The following is a 12,547-nucleotide window of genomic DNA, read 5'->3' as shown; positions in this document are numbered from 1 at the left end:
GTCGACGACAACCACGGCATCAGCCAGCCGATCGCCGTGGTCGTGGACGTCCGCTCGGGCTCCTTCTTCGACTCCCTCCAGGCCAACCGCCACCAGGGCGTCACCGGGCGACCGACCACGCTGCTGTTCCTCGAGGCGACCGACGAGGTGCTCGTCCGCCGCCAGGAGGCCGCCCGGCGTCCCCACCCACTGCAGGGCAGCGGCCGGCTCCTGCACGGCCTCCACCGCGAGCGGGAGGTGCTGGCCGAGCTGCGGGGCGACGCCGACGTGGTCATCGACACCACCAACCTCAACGTCCACCAGCTCACCGACCGCATCGCCGTGGCCTTCGGCACCGCGGAGTCCACGCGGCTCAAGGTCACGGTCACCAGCTTCGGCTTCAAGTACGGCATCCCGGTCGACGCCGACTTCGTGGCCGACATGCGCTTCCTGCCCAACCCCTTCTGGGTCCCGGAGCTGCGCGCGCTCAACGGGCGCGACGAGCCGGTCGCGACGTACGTCAAGGAACGTCCCGGCGCCGTCGACTTCCTCGAGCAGTACGTCCCGGTGCTGGAGACGGCGGCGAAGGGTTACCTGCGGGAGGGCAAGCGCTTCATGACCGTGGCGATCGGCTGCACCGGCGGCAAGCACCGCAGCGTGGCGATGACCGAGGAGATCGCCGCCCGCCTGCGCGAGCTGGGCCACGACACCGGTGCCCGGCACCGGGACCTGGGCCGGGAGTGAGCTGATGGCACGCGACACCGCCCAGGCCGCCGTCGCCCTGGGCGGCGGACACGGCCTGTTCGCCACGCTCAGCGCCCTGCGGCGCCTGGAGGCCGATCTGACCATCGACTCGCTCACCGCGATCGTCACCGTCGCCGACAACGGCGGCTCCTCCGGTCGGCTCCGCGGCGAGTTCGGCGTGCTGCCGCCCGGTGACCTCCGGATGGCCCTCGCGGCCCTGTGCCGCGACGACGAGTGGGGGCGCACGTGGGCCGAGGTCGTCCAGCACCGCTTCCAGGGTGACGGCGACATGCACGGCCACGTCATCGGCAACCTGCTGATCGTCGGGCTGTGGGAGCTGATGGGGGACCCCGTGCGGGCCCTCGACTGGGTCGGCCGGCTGCTGGGCGCGCAGGGGCGGGTGCTGCCGATGGCGGTGACCCCGATGGACATCACCGCCGAGGTGCGCGGGCTCGACGCGAGTGACCGGTCGCTGACCACCACCGTGCGCGGCCAGGTCGAGGTCGCGACGACCGAGGGCGACATCGTCTCGGTGGCCCTGGACCCGCCGACGCCGCAGGCGTGCCCCGAGTCGGTCCAGGCCATCATGGAGGCGGACTGGGTGTTCCTGGGGCCGGGCTCGTGGTTCACCTCGGTGATCCCGCACCTGATGGTCCCCGGGTTGCGCGAGGCCCTGGTGGGCACGACGGCCCGACTCGTCGTCGTCCTCAACCTCGAGCCCCAGGAGGGGGAGACCCCCGGCTTCGGGCCCGAGGACCACCTCGCCGCCCTCTTCGAGCATGCTCCCGACCTCGACATCCACACCGTCCTCGCGGACCGGGGCAGCGTCGCCCACCCCGACGAGCTGCGCACGCTCGTCGCGTCCTCCGGCGCGGAGCTGGTGCTGGCCGACGTGGCCGCCGACGACGCCTCCGACCGGCACGACCACGCGCGCCTCGCGGCCGCCTTCGAGGAGATCGTGTCCYGCGTCTGAGACCCCCCGGCGCCCGTCGGGGTGATTGACGCGCATGGCAGGATCGGGCCCATGGCGATGACGGCACAGGTGAAGGCGGAGCTCGCCAACACGCAGATCACGAAGACCTGCTGCCGGAAGGCCGAGGTGGCCTCCATGCTGCGCTTCGCGGGCGGTCTGCACATCGTCAGCGGGCGCATCGTGGTGGAGGCCGAGCTGGACACCGGCGCCGCGGCCCGACGCCTGCGCAAGGACATCGCCGAGGTCTACGGCCACCAGTCCGACGTGGTCATGGTGCAGGGCAACGGCATCCGCCGCGGCAGTCGCTACATCGTGCGCGTGGTCAAGGACGGCGAGGCGCTGGCGCGCCAGACCGGCCTGCTCGACCAGCGCGGGCGCCCCGTGCGTGGGCTCCCGCCGGCCGTCGTCTCCGGCGGTGGCTGCGACGCCGTCGCCGCGTGGCGGGGCGCCTTCCTGGCCCACGGCTCGCTGACCGAGCCGGGCCGTTCGTCCTCCCTCGAGATCACCTGCCCCGGCCCCGAGGCCGCGCTCGCCATCGTCGGGGTGGCCCGTCGCCTGGGGATCTCCTCCAAGGCCCGCGAGGTCCGTGGCGTCGACCGCGTCGTCATCCGCGACGGGGACGCCATCGGTGCGCTGCTCACCCGGCTCGGGGCCCACGAGTCACTGATGGCCTGGGAGGAGCGTCGGATGCGGCGTGAGGTCCGCGCCACCGCCAACCGGCTCGCCAACTTCGACGACGCCAACCTGCGCCGCTCCGCCCGCGCCGCCGTCGCCGCCGGCGCCCGCGTCGAGCGGGCCCTGGAGATCCTGGCCGAGGAGGTGCCCGACCACCTCAAGCTCGCCGGCCACCTGCGCCTCGAGCACAAGCAGGCCAGCCTGGAGGAGCTCGGTCAGCTCCACGACCCGGTGCTCACCAAGGACGCGATCGCCGGCCGGATCCGCCGGCTGCTCGCGATGGCCGACAAGCGCGCCGAGGAGCTCGGCATCCCCGACACCGAGGCGTCGCTGACACCCGAGATGCTGGCCGAGGAAGCCTGAGCGGGACCGCCTCGGCGACCCCGACACCTGCGGTCCGGCGACCCTCCGCGGTTACCTGCACGTACGCCGATACGGCCCCCGGCGCGCGGCGAGCCCGCGCGATAGGGTCCTGTGAGACGCCGACGCGCGCGCCTGCGTGCCGTCGAGCCACCTGACCCAGCACACGCTCATTTCCCTGAGGAGTAACCCAGTGACTGTTCGCGTAGGTATCAACGGCTTCGGCCGCATCGGCCGCAACTTCTTCCGCGCCGTGCGTGCGTCGGGAGCCGACATCGAGATCGTCGGCGTCAACGACCTGACCGACAACGCGTCGCTCGCCCACCTGCTCAAGTACGACTCCATCCTGGGCCGCCTCGACGCCGACGTCTCGAGTGACGACACCTCGATCAGGGTGGGCGACCAGACCATCACCGCCTTCGCCGAGCGCGACCCGGCCAACCTCAAGTGGGGCGACCTTGGCGTCGAYGTCGTCGTCGAGTCCACGGGCTTCTTCACCGACGCGACCAAGGCCCGCGCCCACGTGGACGGTGGCGCCAAGAAGGTCATCATCTCGGCGCCCGCCTCCAACGAGGACATCACCGTCGTGATGGGCGTCAACCACGAGCTCTACGACCCGGCCAAGCACACGGTCATCTCCAACGCCTCGTGCACGACCAACTGTCTCGCCCCGATGGCCAAGGCGCTCCACGAGGAGTTCACGATCGTCAAGGGCCTGATGACGACCGTGCACGCCTACACGGCCGACCAGAACCTGCTCGACAACATCCACAAGGACCCGCGCCGCGCCCGCGCCGCCGCCCTCAACGTGGTGCCCACCTCGACCGGTGCGGCCAAGGCGATCGGCCTGGTCATGCCCGAGCTCAAGGGCAAGCTCGACGGCTACGCGCTGCGCGTCCCCGTGCCGACCGGTTCCGCCACCGACCTCACCTTCGAGGCCGGCCGCGAGACCTCGGTCGAGGAGGTCAACGCCGCCGTGCAGAAGGCCGCCGACGGCCGGTACCTGAAGTACTCCACCGACCCGATCGTCTCCTCCGACATCGTCACCGACCCGGCGTCGTGCATCTTCGACGCGCCGCTGACCAAGGTCATCGGCAACCAGGTCAAGGTCGTCGGCTGGTACGACAACGAGTGGGGCTACTCCAACCGCCTCGCGGACCTGATCACCCACATCGGCACCACGCTCTGACGTGTCGGACATCGCCTCCCTGGGGGACCTGAGCGGCAAGCGTGTCCTGGTCCGCTCCGACCTCAACGTGCCGCTGGACGGCGCCCGGATCACCGACGACGGCCGCATCCGCGCGAGCGTGCCGACCATCCGACAGCTCTCCGAGGCCGGCGCCCGGGTGGTCGTGACCGCCCACCTGGGCCGTCCCGACGGCGCGCCGGACGCGAAGTACAGCCTGGCCCCGGTGGCCGCTCGCCTCGGCGAGCTGCTCGGGCAGGACGTGGCGTTCGCGACCGACACGGTGGGCGAGAGCGCCACCGAGACGGTCGCGGCGCTGGAGGACGGCCAGGTCGCGCTGCTGGAGAACGTCCGCTTCAACACCGGCGAGACGAGCAAGGACGACGACGTGCGCGGCTCGTTCGCCGGGCAGCTGGCCCAGCTCGCCGACGCGTTCGTCTCCGACGGCTTCGGCGTCGTGCACCGCAAGCAGGCCAGCGTGTACGACGTCGCCCTGCGCCTGCCCTCGGCCATGGGTGGGCTCGTGGCCAAGGAGATCGACGTGCTGCGTCGTCTCACCGTGGACCCCGAGCGCCCGTACGTCGTGGTGCTCGGCGGTTCCAAGGTCTCCGACAAGCTCGGTGTCATCGACAACCTGCTCGGCAAGGCCGACAAGCTTCTCATCGGCGGCGGCATGGTCTTCACCTTCCTCAAGGCCCAGGGCCACGAGGTCGGCAAGAGCCTGCTCGAGGACGACCAGCTCGACACGTGCCGTCGCTACCTCGAGGAGGCGTCCGAGCGGGGGGTGGAGATCGTGCTGCCGACCGACGTCGTGGTGGACACCGCGTTCCCGTCGTCCGACCGCGATCCGTCGCCGCGGGTCGTGGACGCCGACGCGATCCCGGCCGACGCGCTCGGCCTCGACATCGGTCCCGACTCGGGAGCCGCGTTCGCGGCGGCGCTCGCCGACGCCAGGACGGTCTTCTGGAACGGCCCGATGGGCGTCTTCGAGGTCGACGCCTTCGCCGACGGCACGCGTGCCGTCGCGCAGGCGCTCACCGAGATCGACGGCCTGTCCGTGGTCGGCGGCGGCGACTCGGCCGCGGCGGTCCGCAAGCTCGGCTTCGACGAGGCCGCCTTCGGCCACATCTCCACCGGTGGCGGCGCCAGCCTCGAGTTCCTCGAGGGCAAAGAGCTGCCCGGCATCGCCGTACTGGAAAGGAACTGACCCGCATGAGCCGCACCCCGATCATGGCCGGCAACTGGAAGAGCAACCTCAACCACCAGGAAGCCGTGGTGCTCGTCCAGAAGCTCGCCTGGACCCTGTCGGACAAGCGTCACGACTACGGCAAGGTCGAGGTGGTCGTGGTGCCGCCGTTCACCGACCTGCGGTCGGTRCAGACGATGGTCGACGGCGACCGGCTCTCGCTCAAGTACGGCGCCCAGGACGTCTCCATGCACGACGGCGGCGCCTACACGGGCGAGATCTCGGCGGCCATGCTGGCCAAGCTCGGGTGCTCGTACGTCGTCGTGGGCCACAGTGAGCGTCGTGAGCACCACGCCGAGTCCGACGAGACGGTCAACGCCAAGGCCCACAAGGCACTGGCCGCGGGGATGACACCGATCGTGTGCGTCGGGGAGGGGCTCGAGGTCCGCAAGGCCGGCGAGCAGGTCCCCCACACGCTGGCGCAGGTCGACGGCTCGCTGGCGGGCTTCACCGCCGAGCAGGTCGCCGGCCTCGTGGTCGCCTACGAGCCGGTGTGGGCCATCGGCACCGGCGAGGTCGCCACCCCGGAGGACGCCCAGGAGGTGTGCGGGGCCATCCGCGAGCGCATCCGCGAGGTGCACGGCGACGCCGCCGCGGACGGCGTCCGCATCCAGTACGGCGGGTCCGTGAAGGCCGCGAACGTCGCCGGGATCATGGCGAAGCCGGACGTGGACGGGTGCCTCGTGGGCGGTGCGAGTCTCCAGGTGGACGAGTTCGGGGGAATCTGCCGGTTCTACGAGATGCCGGTCCTCTGATCCATCACCGTGTGACGTAGGCTTCCGCTCGTGATTCCGCTCTTCACCATCCTGCTCGTCATCACGAGCCTGATCCTCATCCTGCTGGTGCTGCTCCACAAGGGCCGCGGCGGCGGACTGTCGGACATGTTCGGTGGCGGCGTCTCCAGCACCCTGGGAGGCTCCTCCGTCGCCGAGCGCAACCTCGACCGGTTCACCATCGGGGTCGGCATCATCTGGTTCGCCTGCATCATCGCGCTGGGTCTGCTCACGGCGTACAGCACCTGACGTTCTGTTGACGGGGATCGTGTCCCGGGCGACCTGGTCGCCCGGATGGAGAAGGAGATGCACGTGGCTGGTGGTGGCGGAAACGCGATCCGGGGTAGTCGGGTCGGGGCCGGCCCGATGGGCGAGGCAGAGCGCGGCGAGGCGGCTCCCCGCCAGGCGGTGACCTACTTCTGCTCGCACGAGCACCGGTCGGTGGTGACCTTCTCGGTCGAGGCCAACGTCCCCGAGTCGTGGGACTGCCCCAAGTGCGGGCTCCCTGCCAGCCTCGACAGCGACAACCCCCCGCCGGCGCCCAAGATCGAGCCCTACAAGACGCACCTCGCCTACGTGAAGGAGCGTCGCTCGGAGACCGAGGCGGCCGACATCCTCGACGAGGCGATCCAGCTGCTCCGCAGCCGTCGCAAGTCCGGCGACATCATCTTCTGACCGGGCACTTCCGTCGCGCTGGAACCTGCCGACCGGGCACTTCCGTCGCGCTGGAACGAGCCTGTGGATGACGGCGGACGCGATGCGCGGAAGTCGGGCACGGTTGGCCGATGGGCAACCGACCCCCGGCCTGGTGCCGTGACGCCATCATCCTCGGCGACGATGCGCCGATTGCGATCGATCGCCCGTTCACGGCGTCGTACGCCGCATCGGCCGGTGTCGGCCCACGGCTGAGACGCCGTCTGCTCGAGCGTGGCTTCGTGAGGCCGATGCTGCGCGGAGTGCTGGTGGCGACCCAGGTCCCCGACTCGCTGCGCCTGCGCGTGGCTGCCGTTCGGCTCGTCGTACCGGAGCATGCCGTCGCGGTGGACCGCCTCGCGGCGTGGGTCCACGGGGTCGATGCGCTCCCGCGCAGCGCGATCCACGAGATGCCTTCCCTGGACGTCTTCAGTCGCTCGGGCAGCCGGGTCCGCCGTGACAGCATCCGCAGCGGCGTTCGGTCCTTGACGGCTCGGGACATCTGCACCATCGACGGTCTCCAGGTCACCACCCCGCTGCGCACCGCGTGCGACCTCGGCCGGCTGCTGTGGCGGTACGACGCGCTCGGTGCCATCGATGGCTTCCTACGGCTCGGGGTCGATCAGGGCGAGCTGCTCCGCGAGGCCGAGCGTTTCAAGGGCTTCCRCGGCATCGTCCAGCTGCGCCGGCTCGTGCCGCTCAGTGACGCGGGCGCCGAGTCGCAACCGGAGAGTGCCCTGCGGCTTCACTGGCACGAGGCCGAGCTCCCCCGGCCGGAGACCCAGATCTGGGTGTACGACGGCGACGTGCCGCGGTACCGCGTCGATCTGGGTCGCGAGGACACCCGCTACGGAGTCGAGTACTTCGGCGAGGAGTGGCACGGGGAGGACCGTCGGGAGCACGACGAGGGCAGGATCACCTGGTTGGAGGACCGGGACTGGGTCATGGACGTGTTCTTCAAGCACCACGTGTACGGCCAGGACCTGACCGGCCTACGGCTGCGACAGGGATTCGAGCGGGCTCGCCGGCAGTGGGGCCTGCGCTCGACGACGTACATCGACCTCGGACGCTGAGCGGGCCGGAAGCGCCCGGTCGGCGGGTTCCAGCGGTACGGAAGCGCCCGGTCGGCGGGTTCCAGCGGTAGGAATGTGCCCGCTCACCTCACGCCGCTCACCTCACGCCGCTCACCTCACGCCGCTCACCTCGCACCTCACAGGGAGGAGGCGGCGGCCTCGTCGAGGAGCCAGAGCGTCTCGTCCGTCCCGACGACACCTCGCGCGGGGATCTCGTGGACGTCGCCACCGGCGAGGGCGGCGGCGACGGCGTCGGCCTTCTCGGCCCCGCTGACCAGGAACCACACGGCCCGCGCCCGGTCCATGGCCTCGAAGGTCAGCGACACCCGGTCCGGCGGCGGCTTGGGGGAGTCGTGGACGGCGATGGCGATCTGGTCGGTCTCGTCGAGCCCCGGATGACCCGGGAAGAGGGACGCGATGTGGCCGTCCGGCCCGACCCCGAGCATCAGCACCTCGAAGAAGCCGGCACCCTGCGTGCGCATCACCTGGGAGTACGCCGCCGCCGCGTCCTCGGCGGTCGGCACGGCGTCCGCGGCGGGGACCTCGTGCACCTGGTCCGGGTCGACCCCCAGACCGTCGAGCAGCGCCTCCCGGGCCTGACGTGCGTTGCGGTCGGGGGAGCCGGCCTCGACGAAGCGCTCGTCGCCCCACCAGAAGACGACCCGGGTCCAGTCCACGGAGGAGTCGACCGCGCGTCGGGCCACCTCGCGGTGGATGGCGTCGGCGATGGTCCCGCCGGTGAGCCCCACGTGCGGGACCTCGCCCCGACCCTGCGCGGACTCGAGGCGGTCGAGCAGCAGCGAGGCGACGTCACCTGCCAGGGTCTGGGCGTCCTCGTGCACGACGACGCGGGGACCGGCGACCACTCTCACGCCTCCTTGTCGAGGGCGACGAGACGCTTGGCGGTGGCCGCGTAGATGTCGTCCTCGTCGAGGCGGCGCAGCTCCTCGGTCAGGAGCGCCGGGACCTCCCGACGCTTGAGCGCGACGGGCCGGTCGGGACGTCCGGGCGAGGAGAAGGTGGCCAGCCGGCCGTCGTCGCGGGCGATGGTGATGGGGCCCTGCTTGGTGTCCATCACCACCTGGGTGATGCCGGGCCCGTCGGAGGTGTGCCGCTCGACGGGGACCTTGAGCCGGTCGTTGAGCCAGGCGACGAGCAGGTCCGCGCTGGGGCTGATGCGCTCCGCCGACACCGAGGCGCGGGTCACCTTGAGCGGGTGCTGGTCCAGTGCCGCGGCGAGCAGCGCACGCCACGGGGTGAGCCGGGTCCAGCTCAGGTCGGTGTTGCCGGGCGCGTAGGCCTGGCACTGCCGCAGCATCGTCGACGACTTGCCGCGCTGCGCGGCCGCCGAGTCGGTGATCCGTCGCTTGGCCAGCGCGCCGAGGGGGTCCTCGGCCGGGAGGTCCGGCGGCTCGGTGGGCCACCAGATCGCCACGGGGGAGTCGGGCAGCAGCAGGGGCAGCACCACCGACTCGGCGTACCGCACCACCTCGCCCTTGAGGCGGATGAGGGCGGTCTCGCCGCCCCAGCCGCCCCCGGTGGCGACGGTCGCGTCCACCTGCGCCTTGCCCCGGCCGTCACCGAGGATGACGCCCAGCACCCGCGCGGGGTGCTCGCGCGAGGCCCGTTGCGCGGCCTGCATGGCGGTCTCGGCGTCGCTGTCGGGCACGACGATGATCAGCGTCATCACCATCCCCATCGCCGGCGAGCCGGCGCGGGTGCGGGCCCGCACGAACTCGGCCGCGATCGCCGAGGCGTTGGTGTTCTCGAGCTCGAACGTGGTCATGGTCGCCTCCAGGTGCGTCCGTCGCGAGCGAGCATCCTGTCGGCCGACTCGGGCCCCCAGGTGCCGGCGGGGTAGGCCTCCGGCTTCCCCTTGCGGGCCCAGTGCTCGAGGATCGGGTCGAGGATCTTCCAGGACAGCTCGACCTCCTCGTGGCGTGGGAAGAGGGGCGGGTCGCCGAGCAGGACGTCGAGGATGAGCCGCTCGTAGGCCTCGGCACTCGCCTCGGTGAACGAGCCGCCGTAGGCGAAGTCCATGTTGACGTCGCGGATCTCCATCGCGGTGCCGGGCACCTTCGAGCCGAAGCGCATGGTGAGGCCCTCGTCGGGCTGCACCCGGATGACCAGCGCGTTCTGGGTGAGCTCCTCGGTCGCCGTCGCGGTGAAGGGCAGGTGCGGCGCGCGCTTGAAGACGACGGCCACCTCGGTGACGCGGCGACCCAGGCGCTTGCCGGTGCGCAGGTAGAACGGCACGCCTGCCCAGCGACGGGTGTCGACGTGCAGGGTGATCGCGGCGTACGTCTCGGTCTTGGAGGTGCGCCTGATGCCCTCCTCCTCGAGGAAGCCGATGACCTTCTCGCCACCCTGCCAGCCGGGGGCGTACTGCCCGCGGGCCGTCGTCGTGTCGAGCCGCGGCGGCAGCACCACCGAGGAGAGCACCTTCTGCTTCTCGATGCGCAGCTGCTCGGCGTCGAACGAGGTCGGCTCCTCCATCGCGACGAGCGCCATCAGCTGGAGGAGGTGGTTCTGGATGACGTCGCGAGCGGCGCCGATGCCGTCGTAGTAGCCGGCACGGCCCCCGATGCCGATGTCCTCGGCCATGGTGATCTGCACGTGGTCGACGTAGTTGGCGTTCCAGATCGGCTCGAACATGYYGTTGGCRAAGCGCAGCGCCAGGATGTTCTGSACCGTCTCCTTGCCGAGRTAGTGRTCGATCCGGAAGACCGACCCCGACGGGAAGACCGGTGCGAGCACGTCGTTGAGCTCGCGCGCCGACTCCAGGTCGTGGCCGAACGGCTTCTCCACGACCACCCGACGCCAGGACGGCATCCCGGTGGAGTCGATGCTGGGCTCGGCGAGGCCGTGCTCCTGGAGCTGACCGACCACGGTGCCGAAGAAACCCGGGGGGATGGCGAGGTAGAAGGCGGTGTTGCCGCCGGTGCCGCGGGCCTCGTCGAGCTCACGCATCGTCCGGCCCAGGGTGGCGAACGCCTCGTCGTCGTCGAAGTTGCCGGGCACGAACCGGAAGCCCTCGGAGAGCTGGCGCCACACCTCCTCGCGGAAGGGCGTGCGCGCGTGCTCCTTGACCGCGTCGTAGACGATCTGTGCGAAGTCCTGGTCGGCCCAGTCGCGGCGCGCGAAGCCGATGAGCGAGAAGCCCGGCGGCAGCAGGCCGCGGTTGGCCAGGTCGTAGATCGCCGGCATGACCTTCTTGCGGGACAGGTCGCCGGTGACGCCGAAGAGCACCAGGCTCGACGGTCCCGCGATGCGGGGGAGCCGCCGGTCCTGGGGGTCCCGGAGGGGATTGGTGCGCATCTCGCCGCCGATCAGCCGCGGTGGGCCAGGTAGTAGGAGACCAGGGAACGGGTGGAGGCGTCCTGCTCGGCCAGCGCCGCGGCGTCTCCGGCGACCGCCGGGCTCACCTGCTGGGCGAGCTGCTTGCCGAGCTCGACGCCCCACTGGTCGAAGCTGTCGATGCCCCACACCACGCCCTGGGTGAAGGTGATGTGCTCGTAGAGCGCGATGAGCTGTCCCAGCACGGAGGGGGTCAGCGCCGGCGCCATGATCGACGTCGTCGGCCGGTTGCCGGTGAAGACCCGAGCGGCGACGACCGACTCGTCGGTGCCCTCGGCCCGCACCTCGTCGGCCGTCTTGCCGAAGGCCAGCGCCGCGGTCTGGGCGAAGAAGTTGGCGAGGAACAGCTCGTGCACGTCGGACTCGCCGTCGCGCAACGGGTACGCCGGCGTGGCCACCGCGATGAAGTCGGCCGGCACGAGGCGCGTCCCCTGGTGGATCAGCTGGTAGAACGCGTGCTGCCCGTTGGTGCCGGGCTCGCCCCAGAAGACCTCGCCGGTCCCCGTGGTGACCGGGGTGCCGTCCCAACGGACGCCCTTGCCGTTGGACTCCATGGTCAGCTGCTGGAGGTACGCCGGGAAGCGGTGCAGCAGCTGGCTGTAGGGGAGCACGGCGTGGGTCTCGGCGCCGAGGAAGTTGGTGTACCAGATGTTCAGCAGGCCCATCAGTGCCGGCACGTTGTGCGCGAGGGCGGTGGTGCGGAAGTGCTCGTCCATCGTGTGCATGCCGGCGAGCAGCTCGGCGAAGGGCTCCGGGCCGATCGCGACGACCAGCGAGGTGCCGATCGCGGAGTCCAGCGAGTAGCGCCCGCCGACCCAGTCCCAGAAGCCGAACGCGTTGTCGGGGTCGATCCCGAAGTCGGCGACCTTGTCCAGGGCCGTCGAGACCGCCACGAAGTGCCGGGCGACGGCGTCGGCGTCACCCTGGGGCCCGTCGATCGATCCGGCCCCGCGCAGTCCGTCGAGCAGCCACGCCTTGCAGAGCCGGGCGTTGGTGAGCGTCTCGAGGGTGCCGAAGGTCTTGCTGGAGACGATGAACAAGGTGGTGGCCGGGTCCACCCCGGCCAGCGTGGTCGCGCAGTCCGTCGGGTCGATGTTGCTGATGAACCGGCACTCGAGGCCGTCCTGGACGTACGGCGCGAGGGCCTCGTAGGCCATCACGGGTCCGAGATCGGAGCCACCGATGCCGATGTTGACGACCGTGGCGATGCGCTGACCGGTCACCCCGGTCCACTCGCCCGACCGCACCCGCTCGGCGAAGGCGTAGACCCGGTCGAGCACCTCGTGCACGTCGGGCACCACGTCGTGCCCGTCGACCTCCACCACCGAGCCCGCCGGCTGGCGCAGCGCGGTGTGGAGCACGGCCCGGTCCTCGGTGACGTTGATCCGCTCGCCGCGGAACATCGCGTCGCGGCGCTCGGTCAGGCCGACCTGGTCGGCGAGCGCGAGGAGCGCGGCCAGGACCTCGTCGTCGACCAGGTTCTTGGAC

At 71.3% G+C, this 12,547-nt stretch carries 13 protein-coding genes; 9 read left to right on the top strand and 4 right to left on the bottom strand.

Annotated features, from left to right (window positions below):
- From rapZ to ACXJKL_RS04320, 9 genes are all read left to right on the top strand, one after another.
- Window positions 1-723 (top strand): RNase adapter RapZ (gene rapZ, locus ACXJKL_RS04360; RefSeq protein ID WP_457205831.1); only part of this gene is annotated, 723 nt, incomplete at its 5' end.
- 4 nt (window positions 724-727) lie between these two features.
- A complete protein-coding gene (locus tag ACXJKL_RS04355; protein ID WP_457205830.1) occupies window positions 728-1,696 on the top strand; it encodes a gluconeogenesis factor YvcK family protein in 969 nt (322 codons plus the stop codon).
- A 51-nt stretch (window positions 1,697-1,747) separates the two neighbouring features.
- Window positions 1,748-2,734: a DNA-binding protein WhiA gene (gene whiA, locus ACXJKL_RS04350; protein WP_457205829.1), complete on the top strand. Its 987-nt coding sequence runs from the start codon at window positions 1,748-1,750 to the stop codon at window positions 2,732-2,734.
- 190 nt (window positions 2,735-2,924) lie between these two features.
- Window positions 2,925-3,920: a type I glyceraldehyde-3-phosphate dehydrogenase gene (gene gap, locus ACXJKL_RS04345; protein WP_457205828.1), complete on the top strand. Its 996-nt coding sequence runs from the start codon at window positions 2,925-2,927 to the stop codon at window positions 3,918-3,920.
- Window position 3,921: 1 nt separating this feature from the next.
- Window positions 3,922-5,124 (top strand): phosphoglycerate kinase, encoded by a 1,203-nt coding sequence (locus ACXJKL_RS04340; protein ID WP_457205827.1) that lies wholly within the window; start codon window positions 3,922-3,924, stop codon window positions 5,122-5,124.
- Window positions 5,125-5,129: 5 nt separating this feature from the next.
- Entirely contained in the window at window positions 5,130-5,918 is a 789-nt protein-coding gene (gene tpiA / locus ACXJKL_RS04335) for a triose-phosphate isomerase (protein WP_457205826.1), read from the top strand.
- Window positions 5,919-5,948: 30 nt separating this feature from the next.
- Window positions 5,949-6,185 (top strand): preprotein translocase subunit SecG, encoded by a 237-nt coding sequence (gene secG / locus ACXJKL_RS04330; RefSeq protein WP_457205825.1) that lies wholly within the window; start codon window positions 5,949-5,951, stop codon window positions 6,183-6,185.
- 57 nt (window positions 6,186-6,242) lie between these two features.
- Window positions 6,243-6,611, top strand: coding sequence for an RNA polymerase-binding protein RbpA (locus ACXJKL_RS04325; RefSeq protein ID WP_457205832.1), 369 nt, complete (start codon window positions 6,243-6,245; stop codon window positions 6,609-6,611).
- Between the two features lie 110 nt (window positions 6,612-6,721).
- Window positions 6,722-7,702: a hypothetical protein gene (locus ACXJKL_RS04320; RefSeq protein WP_457205824.1), complete on the top strand. Its 981-nt coding sequence runs from the start codon at window positions 6,722-6,724 to the stop codon at window positions 7,700-7,702.
- A 137-nt stretch (window positions 7,703-7,839) separates the two neighbouring features.
- Here the strand turns inward: ACXJKL_RS04320 and pgl are convergent, their stop codons facing one another.
- The 4 genes from pgl to pgi all read right to left on the bottom strand — a co-directional run.
- Window positions 7,840-8,568, bottom strand: coding sequence for a 6-phosphogluconolactonase (pgl, locus tag ACXJKL_RS04315; RefSeq protein ID WP_457205823.1), 729 nt, complete (start codon window positions 8,566-8,568; stop codon window positions 7,840-7,842).
- A 2-nt stretch (window positions 8,569-8,570) separates the two neighbouring features.
- Window positions 8,571-9,488 carry a glucose-6-phosphate dehydrogenase assembly protein OpcA gene (locus tag ACXJKL_RS04310; protein WP_457205822.1) on the bottom strand — a complete coding sequence of 306 codons (918 nt, stop codon included), beginning with the start codon at window positions 9,486-9,488 and terminating at the stop codon, window positions 8,571-8,573.
- A complete protein-coding gene (gene zwf / locus ACXJKL_RS04305) occupies window positions 9,485-11,020 on the bottom strand; it encodes a glucose-6-phosphate dehydrogenase (RefSeq protein WP_457205821.1) in 1,536 nt (511 codons plus the stop codon). The genes ACXJKL_RS04310 and zwf overlap by 4 nt, the downstream gene beginning before the upstream one ends.
- Window positions 11,021-11,031: 11 nt before the next feature.
- Window positions 11,032-12,547 (bottom strand): glucose-6-phosphate isomerase (gene pgi / locus ACXJKL_RS04300; protein WP_457205820.1); only part of this gene is annotated, 1,516 nt, incomplete at its 5' end.

This window comes from Nocardioides sp. P5_C9_2 (genome assembly GCF_054049555.1).
Note: the sequence above shows the minus strand (reverse complement) of the source record. Positions and strands in the feature narration are given on the sequence as shown.

Coding starts and splice junctions, on each gene's coding strand:
- whiA (WP_457205829.1), top strand. CDS start 1,748: ATGGCGATGACGGCACAGGTGAAGGCGGAGCTCGCCAACACGCAGATC.
- ACXJKL_RS04325 (WP_457205832.1), top strand. CDS start 6,243: ATGCACGTGGCTGGTGGTGGCGGAAACGCGATCCGGGGTAGTCGGGTC.
- ACXJKL_RS04310 (WP_457205822.1), bottom strand. CDS start 9,488: ATGACCACGTTCGAGCTCGAGAACACCAACGCCTCGGCGATCGCGGCC.